General features: G+C 67.7%; 20 protein-coding genes and 4 pseudogenes. 13 read left to right on the forward strand and 11 right to left on the reverse strand.

Annotation, left to right across the window (positions count from 1 at the left end; genetic code table 11):
• Positions 1–5 precede the first annotated feature (5 nt).
• The 4 genes from G4Q83_RS12290 to G4Q83_RS12305 form a co-directional block, all read right to left on the reverse strand.
• A complete protein-coding gene (locus G4Q83_RS12290; protein ID WP_128420954.1) occupies positions 6–449 on the reverse strand; it encodes a GNAT family N-acetyltransferase in 444 nt (147 codons plus the stop codon).
• Positions 450–622: 173 nt separating this feature from the next.
• Entirely contained in the window at positions 623–1,864 is a 1,242-nt protein-coding gene (locus G4Q83_RS12295) for an argininosuccinate synthase (protein WP_128420953.1), read from the reverse strand.
• Positions 1,865–1,937: 73 nt separating this feature from the next.
• Positions 1,938–2,951 (reverse strand): N-acetylornithine carbamoyltransferase, encoded by a 1,014-nt coding sequence (locus G4Q83_RS12300; RefSeq protein WP_128420952.1) that lies wholly within the window; start codon positions 2,949–2,951, stop codon positions 1,938–1,940.
• Positions 2,952–3,246: 295 nt separating this feature from the next.
• Positions 3,247–3,774, reverse strand: a complete 528-nt coding sequence (locus tag G4Q83_RS12305) for a hypothetical protein (RefSeq protein WP_128420951.1) — start codon at positions 3,772–3,774, stop codon at positions 3,247–3,249.
• Between the two features lie 378 nt (positions 3,775–4,152).
• On the opposite strand from G4Q83_RS12305, the gene cysS reads away from it, so the two are divergent.
• From cysS to G4Q83_RS12325, 4 genes and pseudogenes are all read left to right on the forward strand, one after another.
• Positions 4,153–5,562 carry a cysteine--tRNA ligase gene (cysS, locus tag G4Q83_RS12310; RefSeq protein WP_170069184.1) on the forward strand — a complete coding sequence of 470 codons (1,410 nt, stop codon included), beginning with the start codon at positions 4,153–4,155 and terminating at the stop codon, positions 5,560–5,562.
• Between the two features lie 206 nt (positions 5,563–5,768).
• Positions 5,769–6,206 carry a SufE family protein gene (locus G4Q83_RS12315; RefSeq protein ID WP_128420949.1) on the forward strand — a complete coding sequence of 146 codons (438 nt, stop codon included), beginning with the start codon at positions 5,769–5,771 and terminating at the stop codon, positions 6,204–6,206.
• Positions 6,203–6,634 (forward strand): annotated as a pseudogene (locus tag G4Q83_RS12320) (MFS transporter); the annotation flags it as partial. The gene G4Q83_RS12315 and the pseudogene G4Q83_RS12320, both read left to right, overlap by 4 nt.
• Before the next feature lie 52 nt (positions 6,635–6,686).
• Positions 6,687–7,163: a hypothetical protein gene (locus G4Q83_RS12325; protein ID WP_246432421.1), complete on the forward strand. Its 477-nt coding sequence runs from the start codon at positions 6,687–6,689 to the stop codon at positions 7,161–7,163.
• A gap of 6 nt (positions 7,164–7,169) precedes the next feature.
• Here the strand turns inward: G4Q83_RS12325 and G4Q83_RS12330 are convergent.
• Together G4Q83_RS12330 and tnpA are read right to left on the reverse strand one after the other, a co-directional pair.
• Positions 7,170–7,939, reverse strand: a protein-coding gene (locus tag G4Q83_RS12330) for an IS5 family transposase (protein ID WP_246432384.1) whose coding sequence is annotated in 2 segments (ribosomal slippage) — positions 7,170–7,618 and positions 7,618–7,939 — 771 coding nt in all. Because the reading frame shifts where the segments join, the coding sequence is not laid out codon by codon here.
• Between the two features lie 69 nt (positions 7,940–8,008).
• Positions 8,009–8,440 (reverse strand): annotated as a pseudogene (gene tnpA / locus G4Q83_RS12335) (IS200/IS605 family transposase).
• 209 nt (positions 8,441–8,649) lie between these two features.
• Here tnpA and G4Q83_RS12340 point away from each other — a divergent pair.
• Positions 8,650–9,312 (forward strand): secreted signal peptide protein, encoded by a 663-nt coding sequence (locus G4Q83_RS12340; protein WP_128421780.1) that lies wholly within the window; start codon positions 8,650–8,652, stop codon positions 9,310–9,312.
• 221 nt (positions 9,313–9,533) lie between these two features.
• On the opposite strand, the pseudogene G4Q83_RS12345 reads toward G4Q83_RS12340, so the two are convergent.
• The 4 genes and pseudogenes from G4Q83_RS12345 to dksA form a co-directional block, all read right to left on the reverse strand.
• Positions 9,534–9,695: pseudogene (locus tag G4Q83_RS12345) on the reverse strand (TraR/DksA family transcriptional regulator); the annotation flags it as partial.
• Between the two features lie 401 nt (positions 9,696–10,096).
• On the reverse strand, positions 10,097–10,744 hold the full coding sequence (locus tag G4Q83_RS12350; protein WP_128421779.1) for an ATPase: 648 nt from the start codon (positions 10,742–10,744) through the stop codon (positions 10,097–10,099).
• A 3-nt stretch (positions 10,745–10,747) separates the two neighbouring features.
• A complete protein-coding gene (locus G4Q83_RS12355; protein ID WP_128421778.1) occupies positions 10,748–11,092 on the reverse strand; it encodes a type II toxin-antitoxin system prevent-host-death family antitoxin in 345 nt (114 codons plus the stop codon).
• Between the two features lie 571 nt (positions 11,093–11,663).
• On the reverse strand, positions 11,664–12,734 hold the full coding sequence (gene dksA / locus G4Q83_RS12360; protein ID WP_128421777.1) for an RNA polymerase-binding protein DksA: 1,071 nt from the start codon (positions 12,732–12,734) through the stop codon (positions 11,664–11,666).
• A 115-nt stretch (positions 12,735–12,849) separates the two neighbouring features.
• Between dksA and yidD the strand changes: the two genes are divergently transcribed.
• The 6 genes and pseudogenes from yidD to eutC all read left to right on the forward strand — a co-directional run bounded on the left by yidD (position 12,850) and on the right by eutC (position 19,375).
• Positions 12,850–13,122 carry a membrane protein insertion efficiency factor YidD gene (yidD, locus tag G4Q83_RS12365; protein ID WP_128421781.1) on the forward strand — a complete coding sequence of 91 codons (273 nt, stop codon included), beginning with the start codon at positions 12,850–12,852 and terminating at the stop codon, positions 13,120–13,122.
• Positions 13,123–14,460, forward strand: a complete 1,338-nt coding sequence (locus G4Q83_RS12370) for a dihydroorotase (RefSeq protein WP_128421776.1) — start codon at positions 13,123–13,125, stop codon at positions 14,458–14,460.
• Positions 14,460–15,320 carry a M23 family metallopeptidase gene (locus G4Q83_RS12375; protein ID WP_128421775.1) on the forward strand — a complete coding sequence of 287 codons (861 nt, stop codon included), beginning with the start codon at positions 14,460–14,462 and terminating at the stop codon, positions 15,318–15,320. Before G4Q83_RS12370 ends, G4Q83_RS12375 begins: the two co-directional genes overlap by 1 nt.
• A 394-nt stretch (positions 15,321–15,714) precedes the next feature.
• Positions 15,715–17,090: pseudogene (eat, locus tag G4Q83_RS12380) on the forward strand (ethanolamine permease).
• 55 nt (positions 17,091–17,145) lie between these two features.
• On the forward strand, positions 17,146–18,540 hold the full coding sequence (locus tag G4Q83_RS12385) for an ethanolamine ammonia-lyase subunit EutB (protein WP_128421438.1): 1,395 nt from the start codon (positions 17,146–17,148) through the stop codon (positions 18,538–18,540).
• 13 nt (positions 18,541–18,553) lie between these two features.
• Positions 18,554–19,375, forward strand: coding sequence for an ethanolamine ammonia-lyase subunit EutC (eutC, locus tag G4Q83_RS12390; RefSeq protein WP_128421437.1), 822 nt, complete (start codon positions 18,554–18,556; stop codon positions 19,373–19,375).
• Positions 19,376–19,606: 231 nt separating this feature from the next.
• Here eutC and G4Q83_RS12395 read toward each other — a convergent pair whose 3' ends face one another.
• Positions 19,607–19,849: a hypothetical protein gene (locus G4Q83_RS12395; RefSeq protein WP_128421436.1), complete on the reverse strand. Its 243-nt coding sequence runs from the start codon at positions 19,847–19,849 to the stop codon at positions 19,607–19,609.
• Between G4Q83_RS12395 and G4Q83_RS12400 the strand changes: the two genes are divergently transcribed.
• Both G4Q83_RS12400 and G4Q83_RS12405 read left to right on the forward strand, forming a co-directional pair.
• Positions 19,848–21,176, forward strand: coding sequence for a pectinesterase family protein (locus tag G4Q83_RS12400; protein WP_246432079.1), 1,329 nt, complete (start codon positions 19,848–19,850; stop codon positions 21,174–21,176). The two genes, G4Q83_RS12395 and G4Q83_RS12400, sit on opposite strands and share 2 nt — an antisense overlap.
• 114 nt (positions 21,177–21,290) lie before the next feature.
• Entirely contained in the window at positions 21,291–22,967 is a 1,677-nt protein-coding gene (locus G4Q83_RS12405; RefSeq protein WP_128421435.1) for a glycoside hydrolase family 28 protein, read from the forward strand.

Consider the following 22,967-nt stretch of genomic DNA (forward strand, 5'->3'; position numbering starts at 1 on the left):
GGTCGTCAATGGGCCGCGCCGGCGGCCAGGTAGAGGTCGGAACGCAGGCGCTCCATCAGCGACGGCGGCCGCGCCTGTGCGGCGAAGCCGTACGGCCCATAGAGCCCATGCGCGTCGGAGGTCGCCAGCAGCAAGCGGCGCAGCCCCTGCAACTGCGGATGCACCATCACCGCGTCCATCACGCGCCTGCCGTGGCCGCGCCGGCGATGCGCCGACAGCACCAACACGTCGGCCAGGTCGCCAAAGGCGGCGCCATCGTTCACCACGCGCGCGAACGCCACCTGCCCCGCGCCCTCGACGTCGCCGCCGCAGCACAGCGAGCCGGCGATCGCCCGCTCCACCGTGGACCGGGAAATGCCCCGGCTCCAGGCGGCCTCGCCGCACAGGAAGCGATGGATCCTCGCCACGTCCAGTTCGGCCTGGTCGGTACTGATGCGCAACACGGTCATGGCCCTGTGCAGGAAGCGGAAGTCTGGGTGCGGACGGAACAGGCGGGCTGCGACCCCGAGTCGCGGCAAGCGGCGGCATGGCCCCGCCCACGGCCCGTCCTCTCGGCCGCGACGGCGAGCGGGCGAGCGGATCCGCTCTGACCAATTCCCAATCCCGCCCCCACTCCCATCCCTCAGCGATTCACCTGCGCGTACAGCGTGGAGCTCATCCCGAACAGCTTGATGAAACCCTCGGCCTCGGCCACGCCCCAGTCCGCCGACTGCGCGTAGGTGGCGCCCTTGGCGTTGAGCAGGTGCGGCGACTTCACCGCCACCGCGTCGACGCGGCCGCCGCGGGTCTCCAGCGTCACTTCGCCGTTGACCATGGTCTGCGAGGAATTCAGGAACGCCTCCAAATCGGTCTTCAGCGGGTCGTGGAAGAAGCCCTCGTAGACCAGCTCCACCCACTTGCGCGCCACCTCCGGCTTGAAGCGGTTCTGCTGCTTGGTCAGCACCGCGTCCTCCAGCGCGCGGTGCGCGGCCAGCAGCGCGATCAGGCCCGGCGCCTCGAACACGATGCGGCCCTTCAGCCCGATCACGGTGTCGCCGGTGTACATGCCGCGGCCCACGCCGTACGGGGCGAACAGCTTGTTGAGCTTGGCCAGCAGCTTGGCGCCTTGCAGCGGCTTGCCGTCCACCGCCACCGCCTCGCCGTGCGCGAACTTCAGCGTCACCGTCAGCGGCTCGGTCGGCCATGCACTGCGTGGCGCGCACCAGCCGCGGGTGCCCTCGCCCGGCGCTTCCCAGCGGTCGATCTCGCCGCCGGACATGGTCACGCCGAGCAGGTTCTCGTTGATCGTGTACGCCTTCTGCTTGGCGCGCACGCCGAAGCCGCGCTCCTCCAGATACTGCTGCTCGTAGGCGCGGGTCTGGGTGTGCTCCTTCTGGATCTCGCGGATCGGCGCCACGATCTCGTAGTCGCCCAGCGCCTTGACCGCCAGGTCGAAGCGCACCTGGTCGTTGCCCATGCCGGTGCAGCCGTGGGCGATGGCCTTGGTGCCGAGCTCGTCGGCGCGCTTGAGCGCGGCGTCGACGATCAGGTAGCGGTCGGACACCAGCAGCGGGTACTGGCCCTGGTAGCCCTCGCCGGCCCACACGAACGGCTTGACGAAACCGGCCCAGATCGCCGGGCCGCCGTCGACGGTGACGTGGCTGGCCGCGCCCAGTTCGGCGGCGCGCTTCTCGATGAAGTCGCGCTCCTCGTCGTCCACGCCGCCGGTGTCGGCGAACACGGTGTGCACGGCGTAGCCCTTGTCCTGCAGATAGGGAATGCAGAAGCTGGTGTCGAGGCCGCCGGAGAAGGCGAGAACGATGTCCCTGGTGCCGGGACTCGGGACTCCGGACTCCGGACTCGGAGAAGCGGTGGATTGCGACATGGATGAACTCCTGGGGGAATACTGGAGAAATATGCAAAGCGAAGACGCCGGCCCGGACTTTACGCGTCCCGCGTCACGCGTCCCGAACCAACGCGGCCATGACCGCCTTCTGCACATGCAGCCGGTTCTCGGCCTCGTCGATGGCGATGCAGTTGGGCGAATCCATCACCGCGTCGGTGGCCTTGACGTTGCGGCGCAGCGGCAGGCAGTGCGAGAACACGCCGTTGTTGGTCAGCGCCATCTTGCGCTCGTCGACGATGAAGTGCTGGTACTGGTCGCGGATCGGCTTCTCCGGGCCCCAGTTGCCGAAGAACGGCAACGCGCCCCAGCTCTTGGCGTAGACCACGTCGGCGCCGGCGTAGGCGCTGTCGGTGTCGTGGCTGACGCGCAGCGAGCCGCCGCTCTCGGCCACGTTCTGCGCCGCCCAGTCCATGTAGCGCTGGTCCAGCACGTAGTCCGGGGTCGGGCACAGCAGGGTCACGTCCATGCCCAGGCGGGTGGCGATGGTCAGCGCCGAATTGGCCACCGCGGTGTTCAGCGGCTTGGGATGGTAGGTCCAGGTCAGCACGTACTTCTTGCCGCGCAGGTCGGAGGTGCCGAAGTGCTGCTGCAGCGCCAGCGCGTGCGCCAGCTCCTGGCACGGGTGGGTGATGGTCTCCATGTTGATCACCGGCACCGGCGAATACCTGGCGAAGCTCTTCAGCACCTGGTCCTCGCGATCCTTGGACCAGTCCACGAACTTCGGGAACGCGCGCACCCCGATCAGGTCCACGTAGCGGCCCAGCACCCGCGCCACCTCGGCGATGTGCTCCTCGGTGTCGCCGTCCATCACCGTGCCCAGCTCGAACTCGATCGGCCAGGCGTCCTTGCCCGGCTGCAGCACCACCGCATGCCCGCCCAGCTGGAACGCGCCCAGCTCGAAGCTGGTGCGGGTGCGCATCGACGGATTGAAGAACACCAGCGCGATCGACTTGCCCTTCAGCTCGCTGCCCAGCTTGTTGCGCTTGAACAGCGCGGCCTGGGTCAACAGCGCATCCAGCTCGGCGCGGCTCCAGTCCTGGGTGTTCAAGAAGTGCTTCGGAGACATCGATCCATCCTTTGCTGCGTGGAGCCACCGCGGCGGTGGCGTGCGCGGGACGCGCGGTAGTTCTTTACGGGTGAAACCTTTCCGGAGCATGAAACGAAAAAACCCAGCCTCAGGCTGGGTTTTTCAGAACGAACGGCGAGCGTTCCGGTCACCCAGGCAGGATGTGGGATTCCGGTCGGCGCGCACGCGAGGTCATGCCCGACGCCATGCGGGCGGCGCTGAGATCGTGCGCGGGCAGGTTCGCGTTCATCGGCGCGCATCCTCGCACGCGCGTGGCAACGGCGCAAGCGCGCGTTCATCGCGGCGGCAGCATGACCGCGTCGGGCACGTAAGGCGCCACCGAGACGCGGATGCGTAGCCGGTTGCCCGGGTCCTCCGGCAGCCGCGAGCGGTACTTGGTGCCCTTGTAGACGTAGTCCACGTCGTAGGCGATCGGCCGCCGGAATTGGCGGCCGACCTCGACGGTGCGGCAGTTGCGCGTGCCCGCCGCCGACGCCGGCGCAGCGGCGGCGAGCGCAGGCGTCTCTTCGTGGCGGCGGCCGAAGATGTCCTTCACCGAGTCCATCAGCCGGCTCAGCCGGCTGTCGTCCTCCTCCGGCTTGGCCGGCGCCGGCGTCGGCGCTTCCACCGGGTCGCAGTACTGCTCGGTGCGGGTCGCGCGCAGGGTCTGGTACACCGGCTCCACGTTCAGCACCTGCGCGTAGTCGAACTTGACGTTCTCGATCACCACCACGCGGTTGCGCGCATCGTTGTCCTGGGCCCGGACCGGCGCTGCGAGGCATGCGAGCAGGGCAGCCAGCGGCAACAACAGGTTCGGACGCATCGGCACCAGGCTTCGCATTCGCAGAGGACAACAAGCAGTGTAGGCATCGCGCCTTGCGTCGGGCTGAACGCCCCCCTGTGCCGGCGCCGGCCGGGCCCTGGCAGGAGCGTCCGCGCCGCGCGCGGACGCGCGGCATGCGGGCAGGCGCCGGCGCTGCGCATGCACGGGCGGACAGCGCGGCATGCGTGCGCCTGCGGCGCGGCGGATGCCCCGGCATCACGGCAGGCGCGCATGGCCTGGACAGGCGCGCCACGGGCACGCGTGGCCCGGCGTCGCGCCCGCCGAGCCGCCTCCTGCGCCCTGCGCGCGGCCTGGCGCCCGGCCCCGCCGCGCGGCCGCTGCCGGTAGAATCGCCGGGCTTCCCCATGTCCGATGCCGATGAGCCTGCGCCTGCACAACAACCTGACCCGCCGGGTCGACGTCTTCGAACCCCTCGATCCGATCGCCGGCCCCACGCTGTATGTCTGCGGCCCCACCGTCTACAACTACGCGCACATCGGCAACGCGCGCGGCCCGGTGGTGTTCGACGTGCTCGCCGCGCTGCTGCGCCGCCGCTACGGCGCGCTGCGCTACGCGCGCAACATCACCGACGTGGACGACAAGATCAACGCCGCCGCGCAGGCGCAGGGCGTGCCGATCGCGACCATCACCGACCGCTTCGCCGCCATCTACCGGCAGGACATGGCCGCACTGGGCGTGACGCCGCCGGACCTGGAGCCGGAGGCCACCGCGCACATCCCGCAGATCGTGGCGATGATCGAGCGGCTGATCGACGGCGGCCACGCCTATGCCGCCGAAGGCCACGTGCTGTTCGCGGTGGCCAGCTTCGCCGGCTACGGCAAGCTGTCGCGGCGCGACCCGGAGGAGATGCTGGCCGGCGCCCGCGTCGAGGTGGCTCCGTACAAGCGCGATGCCGGCGACTTCGTGCTATGGAAGCCGTCCAGCGACGACTTGCCGGGCTGGGACTCGCCGTGGGGCCGCGGCCGTCCGGGCTGGCACATCGAATGCTCGGCGATGGCCGTCGCGCACCTGGGGCCGACCATCGACATCCATGCCGGCGGCGTGGACCTGCAATTCCCGCACCACGAGAACGAGATCGCGCAGAGCGAGTGCGCGCACGGCGGCGCCACCTTCGCCCGGTTCTGGCTGCACAACGGCATGCTCAACTTCAGCGGCGCGAAGATGAGCAAGTCGCTGGGCAACATCGAGACCGTGCACGACCTGATCGCCAGGCATCGGCCGGAAGCGCTGCGCTATGCGTTGCTGAGCGCGCACTACCGGCAGCCGCTGGACTGGTCCGATGCGCTGATCGAGCAGTCGGTGCGCACCCTGGACCGCCTGTACGGCACGCTGCGGGCATTGCAGACGGTCCAGGCGACCGCGGCGATCCCGCAGGCGATCGAGGATGCGCTGGACGACGATCTCAACACACCGCAGGCGCTGGCCGAACTGGCGCGGACCGCGACGGTCGCGCGGCAGTTGCTGGCTCCGGCCGGCGGTGCCGATGCCCCGCGCGACGCACGGCTGGAAGCGCAACTGCAGCAGGCCAAGTCCGAGCTGCTCGGCGCCGGCCTGGCGCTGGGCCTGCTGCAGCAGGCGCCGGCGGCCTGGTTCAACCGCGGCGCCGACGACGGCGACGATGCGCGCATCCAGACGCTGATCGACGAACGCAGCGCCGCCAAGCAGGGCCGCGACTTCGCCCGGGCCGATGCGATCCGCCAGCAGTTGGCCGGGGAAGGCGTGGTCCTGGAGGACACCGCGCAAGGCGTGCGTTGGAAGCGTGGCTGAGCGTCCTTCCTCCATGGAGACCATGGCCCAGCCCGCTTTCCGGGAGAAGGCGCCCCGAAGCGGCGGATGAGGATGCGGGCGCAGCGGATGGCGAGGCGGGGCGAGGCGGCTGGCGTCGATGTTTCGCGGGGCTGCGCTCCTGCCCTGCCGCCACCGATCCCTTTCCCGGAGGGAGAAGGGCTTTACCGCTCGATTCTGGATTTGCGATGACCGATACCGATTTTCCGCTCGAACCCACGCCCGCCGACGCACAGGCCGCCATCGCCGAGGAATTCGGCTTCTTCGGCGACTGGTCCGAGCGCTACCAGTACCTGATCGACCTGGGCCGCAAGCTGCCCGCGTTCCCCGAGGAATGGAAGACCGAGCAGCACCGCCTGCACGGCTGCCAGTCGATGGTGTGGATCGTGCCCGAGGGCGATGCGCGGCGCCTGGTGTTCCATGCGATCAGCGATTCGGCCATCGTCTCCGGGCTGATCTACCTGGCGCTGCGGGTCTACTCCGGGCGCAGCGCCGCGCAGATCCTGGCCACCGCGCCGGACTTCGTCGCCGCGATCGGCCTGGGCAAGCACCTGTCGCCGACCCGCAGCGACGGCCTGGCCGCGATCCTGGCGTTCATCCAGAACAGCGCGCGCGCGCAGGCATGAGCGCCCGGCTCCCTCCCGCACAGAGCCTGCGCATGCTGCTGGCGCATCCCGGCTTCGCGCTGGTGCTGGCCTACCGCATCTGCGCGATGCTGTCCTACCAGATCGTCGCGGTCACGATCAGCTGGCACATCTACGAGATCACCCGCGATCCGTTCTCGCTGGGGTTGATCGGGCCGGCCGAGATCCTGCCGTTCTTCTGCATCGCGCCGTTCGCCGGCTACCTGGTCGACCACCTGCCGCGGCGCCGGCTGGGCATGCTTGCCAGCCTGGGCCTGGTCGCGACCGCGGGAATGCTGACCGCGCTGACCCACGGCTGGCTGCCGACGCACGGCGTATGGCCGATCTACGCGGCGATCGCGCTGACCGGCGCGGCACGCGCGTTCCTGTCGCCGGTGTATAACGCGCTGTTCGCGCGTGCGCTGCCGCGCCAAGGCCAAGGCCCATCACCACCAGCACGCGGCGATGCACAAGGCGTCGGCCATGCAGACGATCGCCGAGTTCGAGGGCGACGGTGGCGCCGGCAGCGACGCCAAGCCGGCCACGTCCGCATCGGCCAGCGGCACCACGGTGAGCTACACCGCGGCGGACGGCTCCACCCAGCAGATCACCGGCATTCATCCGAACCGCGACAACAATCCGCTCGACATCCGCTCGGGCACCTTCGCCGACGACCACGGCTCGCTCGGCAACGATCGCGGTTTCGCGATCTTCTCCAATCCCCAGGCAGGGCTCGACGCTGCGGTGGCCGACATGAACCGGATCAACGACACCGCCACGCTCAGCCAGATCATCAGCACGTGGTCGCCGCCGAGCGAGAACCCGACCTCGGAGATGATCACCACCATCGCCACCAATTCGGGCCTGAATCCGTCCGATCAGTGGGGATCGTTGACCAGCGCCCAGCAGAATGCCTTCGTCACGGCCTACGGCCACCGCGAAGGCTGGCACGGCAACTAGGGCCTGTTAACACATCCGAAGCCCATCAACGACCAGGACGAAGCTGAGGAATCCAAGGAACATGGCATCCAGCTTCTCGAAGCGCGAGAAAATCCGGCGGTAGCCTTTCAGGCGACGGAACAGTCTCTCCACTTCGTTGCGCCGCTTGTACATCTCCCGGTTGTATTCCCAAGGCTCGACCCGATTGGATTTCGGCGGGACCACCGGCACGAAGCCAAGATCGAGCGCCAACTGGCGGGTTTGGTTGCCTTCGTAGGCACGGTCCATCAACAAATGAATCGGCCGCTCCACTGGCCCCAGGTGTTCAAGCAACGTGCGGCCTGCAGGTGCGTCATGCACGTTACCAGGCGTCAATCCAAAGGTGATGGCTGTTCGAGCATCTGCGGCAACCATATGAATCTTGGTGTTCCATCCACCGCGGGACTTGCCGACGGCCTGCGGACCGTTTTTTTTAATGCGCCCGTGCCATCGGGATGCACCTTGATGCTGGTGGAGTCCAGCGAGATTGCTTCGATTTTGATGCGCACGATCTGGGACTTCTGCAATTGGGCCAACATCCGGTCCAGCACACCCGCCTTGGCCCAGCGGTTCATGCGTGTGTACACCGTGTGCCAGTTGCCAAAGCGCTTGGGCAGGCCGCGCCATTTGCAGCCATGCTCGGCAACGTAAAGGATGGCGTTGACCACTTGCAGGTTGGTCATGCTGACATTGCCGCGCTGTGCCGGCAGGCAGTGTTCGAGTAAATATCCCCCGGCAAAGCCGGGGGCTTTAGAGATGTGAGCCGCTCAAAGCGGCTGCGGGAGCGCTACGCGCCTCCCTTGTTAGGGCCACCTGAAGGTGGCCGACTACCTCAGCAACTGCAATTGGTCCAAGCGCCGATCTTCCGCCTCTTGGTTCTGGATGTATGCCCCGATCAACCCTTCATCCCGACCTACCCTCGTAACGAAGTAACCTCGCGCCCAGAAGCTCTGCCCTACAAAGTTCCGCTTCCGCTCCCCATACACCCGCGCTAGGTGGATGGCGCTCTTGCCCTTGATATAGCCCACCACCTGCGACACCGCCTACTTCGGCGGAATCTTCAACAGCATATGGACGTGATCTGGCATCAGATGGCCCTCCTCGACCCGGCTCTCCTTCTGCTCGGCCAATCGCCGGAACACCTCTCCTAGATGCTTCCTCAGACCCACATACAGTGTCTTACGGCGACACTTCGGTATGAACACAACGTGGTACAGACACTCCCACCTGGTGTGACTTAAGCTCTCAAACTCATCCATCTCGGTTTCTCCGTCTCGTGTGCTTGGCCGCTCACGTTGCGGAGTCTCCGGGATGGACTCCCGGATACGTCAAACTTCTACTGCCTCCCCGGCAGAGCCGGGGGAACTCTCAGGTTGGTTTAGTGTTAACAGGCCCTAATTCAAGCAAGCGGCGAGGCCAAGATGCGCATCCAGGCCTCGTTCACCACGACACGCTACGGAGATCCCCAATGACACCCCGATCCCTTTCGCTCCTCGGCCTGCTCGCCTTGGGTACGGTCCTGTCGGCCGGCGCCGAGGCCGCGGCCTGCACCAGCGCGCTGCACCAGGCGTTCGCGAGCTCCAGCGACGCGGCCGCTCTGCCCGCGCCATGCCGGCGCATCGGCCTGGTCGAGCTGGGCATGAGCAAGCAGCAGGTGCAGGCGGCGCTCGGCCAGCCGGACGCGCTGCGCACCGACGACGCGCACCCGGATACGTCCAGCGCCGTCTACCTCTATCCACCCGGGTTCAACGCACAGCTGGCGCGCAAGCCGCTTGCCGCCGACAGGCTCGACTACAGCCAGCTCGGCCTGCGTTTCCGCAACGGCAAGGTGGTCAACATCGTCGCCTTCGCCAATCCCAAGGCCCCCTTTCCGTTCCAGCTGCTGGCGCCTGCCGCCGACGCCGACGCCGACAGCGTGCTCAAGCGGATCGGCGGCCAGCCGCAATGGAACGCCAGCCGCGACTACGTGCAGTTCGCCGCCATGCCGATCGGCCTGAACGTCGATCCGGACACCTCGCGCATCGTCGGCCTGGACATCGCCGACAGCAAGCAGGACCTGGACGCGTTCGCCTTGCCTGCGCTGCACCTGAGCAAGGACGCGGGCAGCGGCCTGGTCGGCGGTGTGCGCTGAATGCTGCTGGCACGGCTGAGAGCGGGCACGTCGGCCGCCCCGTCGCCAAGCGTGCGCGTGCCTGTGCGGCAGCGCACGCCAGCACCGCGGCACGCAGCGCCGGCCTGGCCGGATCGGCTCCCTCTGGCGCAGTGCCGCAGCGGCGCCATCCGGCGCGCAACGAAAAAGCCCCGCACATGGCGGGGCTTCTCGTGCAAGGCTGCAGTGCCGCGCTTGGCGGATCAGTCGCCCTGCTGCTTCTGCAGGTGTTCCCAGCGCTCCTGCGCATCGATGGTGCGCTCGGCGGTCAGGCGCGCCTCCAGGCGCTCCAGGCCGATTTCCTCGCCGGTATCCACGTAGTCGCCGGCGTCCAGGCGCTTGAGCGTGCTGTCGATCTCGCCGACTGCCGGACCTTCCTAACGCGTACGGGCCCAGGGGACGTCGGGCACAAGGCACGTATGCTTTCGTCGACGTGGTGATCGGTGAAGGACAAGGCGCGTTGCGCACGCTGCAGGTCGCCGGAGGGGCGCGCCGCAGAGACGTCGATCACCGCCTGCAGCAAAGCCGCGGCGTGGGGCCTGTGCTCGTCGGCACCAGCGTGGTCTTGCAGACACCTGTCCGCCAGATCGGCCGTCTCCCACGGGCCCTCGTCGATACTGAGCTCGAGCAGCACCATCGCACAGAGTTCGTCGCAGCCGGCGGCAGGCCGGCCAAGCCTCGCGACGGTATTTCGCATGCCCGGTCACCCTTGATTGTCGGCCGCACTCCGCAGGACGCCCAAAGACGGCACCACGCCTTCACGGCATCATCCGAGCGAACGTTCCACCCGGTCAGGCGGGCGGGCGTCCAAGGCGGCCATGACGATCGCCTTCGCCCATTGCGGGGTTTGTTCCAGATCCTCGGGCGTCTCTGGGTAGCGGATGCCTTCACGGCCCATGTCCAGCACGAGCAGCGGTTCGACGAGGCCCTCGGCGTCCGGCGGTCGGCTGTTGTCGTAGGCGCGCAGCGCTGCCAAATAGGGAATCAGCGCTATCAGGTTTGCCCTGGACGAATCGTAGCGACCGCGGATCTTGTCCTCGGCGATATCGTGGCCACCAGCCGCTACGCGGGCGGCGACGCGCTCGATATGCAGTTCCACGCTCTCCAGCCCGCAGAACCAGACCGTGACCCCGTGAAGGTCGCAAGCCTCTCGCAGCAATCTTGGAATCGTCTTCGCGCCGAGCGTGGTTTCGAATGCATGGTCGGTTCCATCGGCGATCGCTTGACGCAGTCGTCGCACCCCTTCCTGCCAGGCCGCGGCGTTCGCCTCATCGAGAGGCCATCCCGCCTCCACCAGCGCCTGGGTAAAGGAGTCGGGATTGAACCAGTTGGCTCCATCCTCCCGCAGCATCATGCCCAGCAGCGAACTCTTGCCGGCGCCGTTGACCCCCGCCAGCACCAGGATCCGGCCCATAGGCTAGCGCGAGCTTCCCAAGGCAATCTTCATGCCCTTGCGGGCAGGTCTACCCAGCACTTTGGACAATCCCGCGCCGTCTTTCAGCGAGGACAGGTGCTCATCGAACCGCAACTGCAGCGTCCGCAACGACTGCGCGCGCAGGTTCGTTCCGGATGCCGCGTTCGCTTGCGCGACCAGTCGCTGGTACTCGTTCACGTCCACCACGACAGCCTCGGGATGACTGTGGTTGGTGATGACGATGGCTCCGCTCACGCGCACCTTGCGCACGAGGCTCGGCCAGCCTTTCATCTTGACGTCCGCAGCGGGCGTCTTTTCCAGCTCAAGCAAATCCAGGGGAAGTTCCATGTCGCTATCCATCGGGCATCGTCGACCAACACGATACTCCAAATTTCCCAATTTGGGAAAAAATCGAAATTTGGCCATCCAACCTGGATGGGGGCGCGCTAACGCAAGCCCGATGCCCGGCTGGACCGGCTAGGGATGTAAACCCGGTACCTTGTGCAGTGGGGTGCGTGAGATGGGCGGCTGGTAGCCGGGGAAGGCGTCGGTGGGCTGCTGGGAATTGGCGTAAGACCCGCGCCTAGGCTCTATTCGCGCGGACTTGCCTACACCAGCCGCTCGGCTTTGCGGTTGGTTCTCGTGGGGGAGATGACTCGGTGCGAAGGCTTGAAGGAACAAACCAGCGCCCTCGAAGGGCCTGCCGCACTTGGCGTCGCGGATCCGGTTTGCGTTCAACTCGTCGATTGCCACGTCTCGGACCTCGAACATCCTCAACGGCGTTCGAAGCCGACATCACCCCAAAAAACACCCTCCGAAGCGAGGGATTTCTCGATCAGGCGTGGACCTGGTGAGACTACAACTTACTGATTCCATGGAATTCACATCCTCATGAACCCATGTTATTTCGCATGAAACCTTAATCGCCCTGCTGCTTCTGCAGGTGTTCCCAGCGCTCCTGCGCATCGATGGTGCGCTCGGCGGTCAGGCGCGCCTCCAGGCGCTCCAGGCCGATTTCCTCGCCGGTATCCACGCAGTAGCCGTAGTCGCCGGCGTCCAGGCGCTTGAGCGTGCTGTCGATCTTGCCGATCAGCTTGCGGTAGCGGTCGCGGGTGCGCAACTCCAACGAGTTCTCGGTCTCGCGGGTGGCGCGCTCGGCCTCGTCGCCGATGTCGCGGACTTCGTCGCGCAGGTTCTCGATGGTCTGCTTGGACTCCTCGACCAGGTCGGCACGCCAGTTGAGCAGGCGCTGGCGGAAGTACTCCTGCTGCAGCGTGCTCATGTACTCCTCGTCGGACGCCGGCTTGTAGCCCTTGGGCAGGATCGGGCGGCCGGTGGCCTCGTCGGTCTTGTACTCGACCACCTTGTACTTGGCCGGCTTGGCCGGCGCATTGGACTTGGCGGTCACCGCGACGACGACCTTGCCGGTGGGCTTGGCGACCGGCGGCTTGGGGGTGGATTCGGATTTGGTGGGGGTTTTCGCGGAGGATTTCGAAACGGACACGGGATTCTTATGTGGCGGGGCCAAGGGCGCGGCGGGCGTGGCGGCGACCGGCTTGGAAACCGGTGCAGCGGCGGGCGTGGCGGCCTTGGCCGGGACAGACTCGGCCGGCGCCGGCTTGACAGCCGGCTTCGGTACGGATTTGGACACCGCCGGGGCGACCGGGGCGGTGGCCGATTTTTGCTTGCTTGCCGGCGCGGCCTGCTTCGCGACGGGCGTGGCGCTGGGCTTGGCGGCGGCTTTCGCTGGCTTGGCGGCCGGCTTGGCCGCGGCCTTCCTGGCGGGCGCGGCGGCGGCCGGCTTGGGCGCCGGCTTGCTCGCCGCCGCCTTGGCCGGGGCCTTCTTCACTGGCGCGGGCTTGGCCACCGGCTTGGCCGCCGGCTTCTTCGGCGGCTTGGCAGCAGCGGACGCCGTCGCTTTCTTGGCAACGGGCTGGACGGGCTTCTTGGCGGCCTTGACGGCCTTCTTTGCAGGTTTTTTAGCAGCCACGAATCGCTCTTCCTTGGTTTCCCCGGGGCCCGGGAAAGCGGGCCTTTATAGCCTACCCTACCCCGAGCGGCAACCACGCCGCGTACACGCCGGTGAACGGCGGCCGGCGGCGCAACTGGCATATCATGGCCGGGTGATCGCCCGCGCTCTCATCGCCTTGCTGCGTCTGTACCAGCGCTTCATCAGCCCCCTGCTGGGCCCGCGCTGCCGTTTCGTGCCCAGTTGCTCGGCCTACGCGGTCACCGCCATCGCCCGCTACGGCGCGCTGCGCGGGGGCTGGATGGCCGCCCGCCGCGTCGGCCGTTGCCACCCCTTCCATCCCGGCGGGTTCGACCCGGTGCCCGATCCCGCGGCGGCGCCGGCCTGCCGCTGTCCAGGAAAACACTGAATGCCCTCCCCTTCCACGCTCATCGTCAACGCCCGCCTGGTCAACGAAGGTCGCGAAACCGAGGGCGACCTGCGCATCGCCGACGGCCGCATCGCCGCAATCGCGCCGCAACTGGCCGCCCGCGACGGCGACACCGTGGTCGACGCCGCCGGACGCTGGCTGCTGCCCGGCATGATCGACGACCAGGTGCACTTCCGCGAACCCGGCCTGACCCACAAGGGCGACATCGCCAGCGAGTCGGCGGCGGCGGTGGCCGGCGGCCTGACCAGCTTCATGGACATGCCCAACACCAACCCGCCGACCCTGGACGCGGCTGCGCTGCAGGCCAAGTACGATGCCGCCGGCGGCCGCGCCTGGGGCAACTACGGCTTCTACCTGGGCGCCAGCAACGACAACCTGGCTGCGATCCAGGCCCTGGACCCGAAGAGCGCACCCGGCATCAAGGTATTCATGGGCGCGTCCACCGGCAACATGCTGGTCGACGACCCGCACACCCTGGATGCGATCTTCCGCGACGCACCGACCCCGATCATCACCCACTGCGAAGACACCCCGACCATCGACGCGACCCTGGCCGCGTTCAAGGAAAAGTACGGCGAGGCGCTGACCCCCGACATGCACCCGGACATCCGCTCGCGCCAGGCCTGCCTGAAATCCTCGCAGCTGGCGGTGTCGCTGGCGCGCAAGCACGGCACCCGCCTGCACGTGCTGCACATCTCCACCGCCGACGAGCTGGCGCTGTTCGCGCCCGGCCCGATCCAGGGCAAGCGCATCACCGCCGAGACCTGCATCCATTTCCTGCGCTTCGACCGCGCCGACTACGCGGCGCTGGGCAACCTGATCAAGTGCAACCCGGCGATCAAGGACGCCAGCGACCGCGAGGCGCTGATCCGTGCGTTGGCCGAGGACGTGATCGACGTGCTCGCCACCGACCATGCGCCACACACCTGGGAAGAGAAGAGCAAGCCGTACGCGCAGGCGCCGTCGGGCCTGCCGCTGGTGCAGTTCGCGCTGGTCGCGGCGCTGGAGCTGGTCCACGAGGGCCGGCTCGGCGTGGCCCAGGTGGTGCACAAGTTCGCGCATGCGCCGGCACGGCTGTTCGACGTGCAGCAGCGCGGCTTCCTGCGCCAGGGCTACCACGCCGACCTGGTGCTGATCGACGACACCGCCTTCACCGTGCGCCGCGAGGACGTGCTGTCCAAGGGCGGCTGGTCGCCGTTCGAGGGCCGCCGCTTCCGCTCCAGGATCGCGGCGACCTGGGTCAACGGCGTGCTGGCCTGGGACGGCACCCGCCTGGTCGGCAGCCCAAACGGGCAGCGCCTGGCGTTCGACCGCTGATGCGGCGCGCGCTGCTGGCGGGCGCCGCACTGGCGCTGGGCCTGCTGGCGTCGGCAGCCGCCGTGCCGGCGCTGCACGCGCAGTCCGCGCCCAGCGCTGGCGCCGACACCCGCAGCGTCTTCCCGCGCAGCGCCTCGCAGGGCGCGCTGGTGATCGGCAAGGTGCCGCCCGGCAGCCGCGTGCAATACGCCGGACGCAGCCTGCGGGTCAGCGGCTACGGCAGCGTGGTGTTCGGCATCGGCCGCGACGCGCGCGGCCCGCTGCGGCTGCTGGTGCAGCGCGCCGACGGCGGCAGCGAGACCGTCGACATCGCGGTGGCGCCGCGCGCCTGGCCGCTGGAACGCATCGATGGCGTGCCGCCGAAGACGGTCAATCCGCCGCCGGCGATCGCCGCGCGGATCAAGCGCGAACAGGCGCAGGTCGTCGCCGCGCGCGACCGCGACGACGACCGTACCGATTTCGCCGCCCCCTTCGTCTGGCCGGTGCAAGGCCGCATCAGCGGCCGCTTCGGCAATGCGCGCGTGTACAACGGGCAACCCGGCGCCGGCCACTCCGGCATGGACATCGCCGTGCCCACCGGCACCCCGGTCAAGGCGCCGGCCGCCGGCGTGGTCACCTTCGCCGCGCCGGACCTGTACCTGACCGGCGGCACCGTGCTGCTCGACCACGGCTATGGGGTCAGCTCCAACTTCCTGCACCTGTCGCGGATCGACGTGAAGGTCGGCGACCACCTCGTCCAGGGTCAGGTGCTCGGCGCGGTCGGCGCCACCGGGCGCGCCACCGGGCCGCATCTGCACTGGGGAATGAACTGGTTCGATGTCCGCATCGATCCGCTGCTGGTGCTGGAGCGCACGCAGTAAGGCGTGCCGCCTTCGCCATGGCCGGCGCTGCGCAGACGCCGGCGAAAGCGCCTATGGCGCCACGCGTCCGACGCCTGCGGGAACGGTTTCGACCGCGACGAGGCCGCAGGGACATGCGCCCCCCCCCCCCCCCCCCCCCCCCCACGTTGCGTCGCAGACCAAAACGCAAGCCGATGCGGCGGACATGTCCAATCCGGCGGCGGCGCATCAGGCGTCCGTGCGCGTGCTGCTTTGCGGTATAAACAGGGGGCGACAGGCGCGTGCGCCGCCTGCCGCGCCGCCCCTGCCCGCGCCACGCAGGCGGCCGCGCCAGGAAAAGGCCGCGCACACCGCGCGCGCAGCAACCGCGGCCGCCCGGGGCGCGGCGTTCGTTCTCCCTCCCCCCGCCTAGGAGATGTGCGCAATGAGGATCGACACGCTCAAGCCCAGCCTCGGCACCCTGCACCTGTGGGGCATCGCCGTGGGCCTGGTGATTTCCGGCGAATACTTCGGCTGGAGCTATGGCTGGGGCGCCGCCGGCACGCTCGGCTTCCTGGTCACCACCGTGCTGGTGGCGGTGATGTACACCTGCTTCATCTTCAGCTTCACCGAACTGACCACCGCCATCCCCAACGCCGGCGGCCCGTTCGCCTACAGCCTGCGCGCATTCGGCACCGCCGGCGGGATGATCGCCGGCATCGCCACGCTGATCGAGTTCCTGTTCGCGCCGCCGGCGATCGCGATGGCGATCGGCGCCTACCTCAACGTGCAGTTCCCGGCGCTGGACCCGCGGTTGGCCGCGGTCGGCGCCTATGCCATCTTCATGACCTTGAACATTCTCGGCGTCGGCATCGCCGCCACCTTCGAGCTGATCGTCACCGTGCTGGCGGTGCTCGAGCTGCTGGTGTTCATGGGCGTGGTCGGGCCGGGCTTCAGCGTGGCCAACTTCGTGCGCGGCGGCTGGGCCGGGTCGGACACGTTCAGCCTGGCGGCGATCGGCGGCATCGTCGCCGCGATCCCGTTCGCGATCTGGTTCTTCCTGGCCATCGAGGGCGCGGCGATGGCCGCCGAGGAGGCCAAGAACCCCAGGCGCACCATCCCGCGCGCCTACATCGCCGGCATCCTGACCCTGGCGACGCTGGCGTTCGGGGTGATGATCCTGGCCGGCGGCGTCGGCGACTGGCGCACCCTGTCCAACATCAACGATCCGCTGCCGCAGGCGATGAAGGCAGTGGTCGGCAACGACTCGACCTGGCTGCACATGCTGGTGTGGATCGGCCTGTTCGGCCTGGTGGCCAGCTTCCACGGCATCATCCTCGGCTACTCGCGGCAGTTCTTCGCGCTGGCGCGCGCCGGCTTCCTGCCGCACGGCCTGGCCAGGCTGTCGCGCTTGCGCACCCCGCACCGGGCGATCCTGGCCGGCGGCGTGGTCGGGGTGGCGGCGATCTACAGCGACGGGCTGGTGCAGGTGCAGGGCATGTCGCTGACCGCGGCGATGATCACCATGTCGGTGTTCGGCGCGATCGTCATGTACATCATGAGCATGCTCAGCCTGTTCAAGCTGCGCCGCGCCGAGCCGCAACTGCCGCGCAGCCACCGCGCGCCGGGTTATCCGCTGGTGCCGGCGCTGGCGCTGCTGCTGGCGCTGCTGTGCCTGGCGGCGATGGTGTGGTTCAACGCGCTGCTGCGCTGCTGTTCCTGGGCCTGATGCTGCTCGGCGCGGGCTGCTGCGTACTCAGCCTGCGCGGCAACGGCGGCATTGTCGCCGCCGAAGCCAGCGGTCAGGCATGATCGACGACACGGCGCCGGCGCCGGCGCCGCGCGGGCGCCGGCGGGAGGACCCGGCATGAGCGGTTTCGCACACAGCGTCGGCGGCCAGACCTGGCGCTTCGACGACCTCAAGGACCTGCTGGCCAAGGCCACGCCGGCGCGCTCGGGCGACCGTCTGGCCGGGCTGGCCGCGGCCAGCGGGCCGCAGCGGATCGCGGCGCAGATGGCGCTGGCCGACCTGCCGCTGCGGCACTTCCTCGACGAAGCGGTGATTCTCTACGAGGACGACGAGGTGACGCGGCTGATCGTGGACAGCCACGACGCCACCGCGTTCGCGCCGGTGGCGCACCTGACCGTCGGCGGCTTGCGCGATTGGCTGCTCGGCGAGGATGCCGACGCGGCGGCGCTGGCCGCCCTGGCGCCGGGGCTGACCCCGGAAATGGCGGCGGCGGTGTCCAAGCTGATGCGCATCCAGGACCTGGTGCTGGTGGCGCAGAAGATCCGCGTGGTCACCGCGTTCCGCAACACGCTGGGGCTGCGCGGGCGGCTGTCCACCCGCCTGCAGCCCAACCATCCCAGCGACGACCTGGCCGGCATCGCCGCCAGCGTGCTCGACGGGCTGCTGTACGCCAATGGCGATGCGGTGATCGGGATCAACCCGGCCAGCGACAACACCCAGATCCTCTGCGAATTACTGAAGATGCTCGACGCGGTGATCGCCGGCTACCAGATCCCGACCCAGGCCTGCGTGCTGACCCACGTCACCACCTCGATCGAGGCGATCGAACGCGGCATGCCGCTGGACCTGGTGTTCCAATCCATCGCCGGTACGCAGAAGGCCAACGCCAGCTTCGGCATCGACCTGGCGCTGCTGCAGGAAGGCTACGAGGCCGGGCTGAGCCTCAAGCGCGGCAACGTCGGCGACAACGTGATGTACTTCGAGACCGGCCAGGGCAGCGCGCTGTCGGCCGACGCGCACCACGGCGTGGACCAGCAGACCTGCGAGGTGCGCGCCTACGCGGTGGCGCGCCGCTTCAGACCGCTGCTGGTCAACACCGTGGTCGGCTTCATCGGCCCCGAATACCTGTACGACGGCAAGCAGATCATCCGCGCCGGGCTGGAAGACCACTTCTGCGGCAAGCTGCTCGGCGTGCCGATGGGCTGCGACATCTGCTACACCAACCACGCCGAGGCCGACCAGGACGACATGGACGTGCTGCTGACCCTGCTCGGCACCGCCGGGGTCAACTTCATCATGGGCATCCCCGACTCCGACGACGTGATGCTCAACTACCAGAGCACCTCGTTCCATGACGCGCTGTACGCGCGCCAGGCGCTGGGCCTGCGCCCAGCGCCGGAGTTCGAGCAGTGGCTGGAGCGGCTGGACATCCTGCACCTGGACAACGGCCGTTTCCGCCTCGGCCACGCGCCGCCGGCCGCGTTCGCGCGCGCGCTGGCGCAACTGCGCTGAGCGGGCCGCGCCCATGCACGACGACGCCGAACGCCCTTCCCGTGCCGCCTCTCGGGCCGCGCTGCGCCGGCTGACCCCGGCGCGCATCGCCCTGGGCCGCACCGGCACCAGCCTGCCGACAGCGGCGCAGCTGGACTTCCAGTTCGCGCACGCGCAGGCGCGCGACGCGGTGCACCTGCGTTTCGATCCGGCGCCGCTGGCCGCGGCGCTGCACGCGCGCGGCCGCGATCACCTCACCCTGCGCAGCGCCGCGGCAGATCGCCACATCTACCTGCAGCGCCCCGATCTGGGCCGCCGGCTGAGCGAGGACGCGACCGGCGAACTGCCCGGCCACGTCGCGATGCGGCGCCGCGGCTGCGACCTGGCGCTGGTGGTGGCCGACGGGCTGTCGGCGCTGGCGGTGCACCGCCACGCCGCACCGATGCTCGAACGCATCGATGCGCTGGCCGCGGCCGAAGGCTGGACGCTGGCGCCGGTGGCGCTGGTCGAACAGGGACGCGTGGCGATCGGCGACGCGATCGGCGAACTGCTGCGCGCGCGCATGAGCGTGGTGCTGATCGGCGAGCGCCCCGGCCTCAGTTCGCAGGACAGCCTCGGCCTTTACTTCACCTACGCCCCGCGCGTGGGCCTCAGCGACGCCTGCCGCAACTGCATCTCCAACGTGCGCGAGGCGGGCCTGAGCTACGCGCAGGCCGCGCACAAGCTGGCCTGGCTGATGCGCGAGGCATGCCGGCGGCAACTGTCCGGCGTGCAACTGAAGGACCAGACGGATACGCCCACGCTAGGGGACGCTGCGCCGCGCAAGCCACTGGGTAATTTCCTGATCCCGGACTGAGGCAGACAACATCCGCCGACATGCGCACAACCAACGAACCGATGTGTCGCCGCGCCGCCATCGCGCTGCGCGGCAACCGACCGCCATGCAGGCGCTGCCGAGGGCATGCGAGCCAATGCACGAGCGCCGCACACGGAGAACGTGAGCCTGCGCGCAATCAAGGCGCCGCTGCGTCTGAAAGGATAGACGAATGATCCAAATAAAAAAAAAAGATCGCCGCTCTCGCATTTGCTACGTATACGCCATCGCCGAAAGCGGCCGCAAAATACCACAACCGGCGACGCCAAAAACATAAAAAAACTTGAATTTCGCATCACGCAACGTTTTTTCGCAAAATCGCAAGCCGATAAAAAACAACAGCCGCCATGATAGGAATTTGACGACATTCGCGATGGAACTGCCGAGCGCGGCATCAAAAGACTCCTCACCTTGGCCTCGACCACCATTCCTTTTCGGACAAGACAGAATTCGCATGCATTTTCCCGTCTCGCTGCACGTATCCGCATTGCTGACCGTCTTGTGCATCTCCAATTGCGACGCTCAGGTCCTGAACGGCACTGCCGCCCGACCGCAATTGAGTACCGCCGACGCCCGGATCTACACCGCCGACTCCTATCTGACCGCTGAAATACCGGTTGACAGACCTCGAAAGCCACCCCATTTGCAATGTGAGTCATTGATCCTTCATTTGATGTGCGTCATTTTTGGCAAAGAAAGTGTCGACATTCACCCCGGAAACAAGTATTCCAGCGACCTGCTACCTGGCAAGGCCGGCAGGCTAGCCGCGTTGAGCAGCGACAACTGGGATCCAAGCGCGGGGGTGGCCCTGCTGAGCGCCGACTATCGCGTCGCCGCCGATGGCTCGGCGCCGTTCAAGAGCGTGCAGGCCGCAGTGAACAGAGCCGTGGCGGACGGCGGTACGATGCGCCGCTACATCAGCGTCGCGCCAGGGACTTACAGGGAACTGCTGTGCATTCCTTCGACCGCGCCGCCGATCACGCTATTCGGCCTTGGCAACACTCGCAGCGATACGCTGATCGTCTTCAACAATGCCAATCCGACGCCCAAGCTGGTCGGCACACCCACCCACCCATGCGCCAGCAACGCCGCTGCGGCTGTGACCGGCACCTCCAACAGCGCCACGGTCACGGTGCGCGCGGATGCGTTCCAGGCACGCAACCTGACCGTCGCCAACGACTATGTGGAGGATACTTATGCTAGCCACAATCAGTCGGCGGTCGCCTTGGCCGTGCGCGGCGACAAGGCGCTTTTCGAGAATGTGGCGGTGCTGGGCAACCAGGACACCCTGATGGTCAGCGCCACCGCGGCGCCGTCGCTGATCCGTGCGTACTTCAAGGACAGTCTGGTACAGGGCGATACCGATTTCATCTTCGGCTCCGGCATCGCGGTGTTTTCCCATAGCACCATCCGCTACGACGCCAACCGCCTGAGCAGCCGCCGCAGCGGCTATATTTTCGCGCCCAGCACCAAGCCCGACAGCATCTACGGCTTTCTCGCCACCGACAGCATCTTCGACGCGATCGGCGATGTCGCCGGCAATTCGGTCTATCTGGGCCGGGCCTGGGACCAGGGTGTCGCCAGCCTCTCCGATTATGTCAACGGCACATCGCCGAACGGTCAGGTGACAATCCGCAATTCGACGCTCGGCGCGCATATTCGCAAGAATGCGCCGTGGGCCGCGTCGTCCACCACCATGCGCCCTTATTGCAGCGCCGGTTGCAAATACTCAGCCAACCGCCTCTACGAGTATTCCAACAGCGGCGCAGGCAGCACCAATTGAACCGGTCCCCACCAGCATCGCCGCCGGTCGAAACGGTGCCGCTGTGCATCATCGAACGGACGCATCCGCTGCGCACACGCGCCATTCCCCTTTCCAACCCAACAGAAGCATTCCATGACGACGACAACTCCCTTGCCCTGTCTCAAATTCGGCCTACCGCTGCTGGTGATCGCCTCGCTCCAGGCCAACGCCGCGCCGCGGCAGCCGCTTGCCCAGCGAGACGCTCCAACCTGCGTCAGCACCGCCTGGGGGACGATGGCCAAACCAACGCTGCCGCAAAATGTATGCATGAAGCTATCGGCGACGCTGCGGCCGGTCAACGGTTCGCTCGACAGCCTCGACGCGAATCCGGCGTACTCGGCAACGGATACGCTGCGCATCCAGGATGCCATCACCGACTGCCCTGCCGGCAGTGCAGTGAAGCTGGTCGTCGGCGCCAATGGCGAATCCGGTTTCCTCACCGGCCCGCTGACCCTCAAGAGCGGGGTGACCCTCTGGATTGATCAGGGCGCCACGCTGTTCGCCTCGCGCAATCCGCACGACTACGATAACGGCGTCGGCAGTTGCGGAATCGCAGACACCGACAAGAAAAAATCCTGCAAACCACTGATCTACGGCAAGGCCATCAGCGGCAGCGGCATCGTCGGCGACGGCAAGATCGACGGGCGCGGCGGCAGTGTGCTGACGGCCGGCCCCAACGCCGGCAAGCGCAGCTGGTGGGACGTGGCCTATCAGAACGTGAGCCAAGGGCTGGTCCAGCATGCGCCGCGCATGCTGCAGATCGACAACAGCAACGATTTCACCCTCTATGCCGTGACCCTGGAGAACTCGCCCAATTTCCACGTGGTCACCGACAACGTCGTCGGCGTGACCGCCTGGGGCATCAAGATCCTCAGCCCGAGCCTGGTCTACACCCGGCCAGGTTACAAGTGCCCGGCCGGCACCACGCCGGATGTGCTGACTCCCGCCACCTGCTTCACCCCGGCAACCGTCAAGAATACCGATGGCTTCAACCCCGGCCAGTCCAGGAACGTACTGCTGGCGGATTCCTACATCAGCACCGGCGACGACAACGTCGCCATCAAGGCGCATGCCAGCACCAAGGCCAGCAATCCGTCGAGCAACATGGCATTCGTCAACAACCACTTCTATTACGGCCATGGCATGTCGATGGGCAGCGAAACCGACTCCGGCATGCACCACATCGTGGTGCAGAACCTGAGCATCGACGGGTTCAACGCCAGCGACGCGATCAAGGATCCTGCGTCCGGCAACGGTCTGCGCATCAAGTCCGACCGCACCCGCGGCGGGCAGGTCTCCGACATCAGCTTCGAGAACATCTGCATGCGTAACGTGGCGCGTCCGCTGGTATTCGACGCGTTCTACAGCAAGCCGGGGAATGCCGAGCCCAGCACCGCGTATCCGCATTTCGACAACATCACGTTGCGCAACGTGCATTCGCTGGGCTCACGCCATTTCGGCGCAGGCCAGTTGAGTTTCTATGGCTATCGGGACGCGAAGGTGTCCTACCCGATCACGATCGCGATGGACAATGTCGTGCTCGAGGGCGGCGCCATTTCCTTCGCCGCTCCGCACTATGACGGACCCAACGCGAATCCGGCAGCCACCCACTTCAGCTTCACCGGCGGACCCGTCAGCTTCGCCAGCCGGCTGACCCCTTCCACACAGTACGACGTGCAGATCCAGGGCCAGCCTGGAACCGGCGAGCCGCTGGACTGCAGCGATGCGTTCCCGGCCTACAGCAGCGTGCTGCCAGATTCGCCGATCTGA

It is taken from the genome of Xanthomonas theicola, from assembly GCF_014236795.1.
Taxonomy (GTDB): Bacteria; Pseudomonadota; Gammaproteobacteria; order Xanthomonadales; family Xanthomonadaceae; genus Xanthomonas_A; species Xanthomonas_A theicola.

Excerpts from the sequence above, each read along its gene's own strand:
- G4Q83_RS12355 (WP_128421778.1), bottom strand. The coding sequence starts at position 11,092 with ATGGAACTTCCCCTGGATTTGCTTGAGCTGGAAAAGACGCCCGCTGCG.
- eutC (WP_128421437.1), top strand. The coding sequence starts at position 18,554 with ATGCACGACGACGCCGAACGCCCTTCCCGTGCCGCCTCTCGGGCCGCG.
- G4Q83_RS12340 (WP_128421780.1), top strand. The coding sequence starts at position 8,650 with ATGACACCCCGATCCCTTTCGCTCCTCGGCCTGCTCGCCTTGGGTACG.
- G4Q83_RS12325 (WP_246432421.1), top strand. The coding sequence starts at position 6,687 with ATGCAGACGATCGCCGAGTTCGAGGGCGACGGTGGCGCCGGCAGCGAC.
- G4Q83_RS12290 (WP_128420954.1), bottom strand. The coding sequence starts at position 449 with ATGACCGTGTTGCGCATCAGTACCGACCAGGCCGAACTGGACGTGGCG.
- G4Q83_RS12350 (WP_128421779.1), bottom strand. The coding sequence starts at position 10,744 with ATGGGCCGGATCCTGGTGCTGGCGGGGGTCAACGGCGCCGGCAAGAGT.
- G4Q83_RS12315 (WP_128420949.1), top strand. The coding sequence starts at position 5,769 with ATGACCGATACCGATTTTCCGCTCGAACCCACGCCCGCCGACGCACAG.
- G4Q83_RS12385 (WP_128421438.1), top strand. The coding sequence starts at position 17,146 with ATGAGCGGTTTCGCACACAGCGTCGGCGGCCAGACCTGGCGCTTCGAC.
- G4Q83_RS12375 (WP_128421775.1), top strand. The coding sequence starts at position 14,460 with ATGCGGCGCGCGCTGCTGGCGGGCGCCGCACTGGCGCTGGGCCTGCTG.
- G4Q83_RS12295 (WP_128420953.1), bottom strand. The coding sequence starts at position 1,864 with ATGTCGCAATCCACCGCTTCTCCGAGTCCGGAGTCCGGAGTCCCGAGT.
- cysS (WP_170069184.1), top strand. The coding sequence starts at position 4,153 with ATGAGCCTGCGCCTGCACAACAACCTGACCCGCCGGGTCGACGTCTTC.
- G4Q83_RS12305 (WP_128420951.1), bottom strand. The coding sequence starts at position 3,774 with ATGCGTCCGAACCTGTTGTTGCCGCTGGCTGCCCTGCTCGCATGCCTC.
- G4Q83_RS12300 (WP_128420952.1), bottom strand. The coding sequence starts at position 2,951 with ATGTCTCCGAAGCACTTCTTGAACACCCAGGACTGGAGCCGCGCCGAG.
- G4Q83_RS12400 (WP_246432079.1), top strand. The coding sequence starts at position 19,848 with ATGCATTTTCCCGTCTCGCTGCACGTATCCGCATTGCTGACCGTCTTG.
- G4Q83_RS12405 (WP_128421435.1), top strand. The coding sequence starts at position 21,291 with ATGACGACGACAACTCCCTTGCCCTGTCTCAAATTCGGCCTACCGCTG.
- G4Q83_RS12370 (WP_128421776.1), top strand. The coding sequence starts at position 13,123 with ATGCCCTCCCCTTCCACGCTCATCGTCAACGCCCGCCTGGTCAACGAA.
- G4Q83_RS12395 (WP_128421436.1), bottom strand. The coding sequence starts at position 19,849 with ATGCGAATTCTGTCTTGTCCGAAAAGGAATGGTGGTCGAGGCCAAGGT.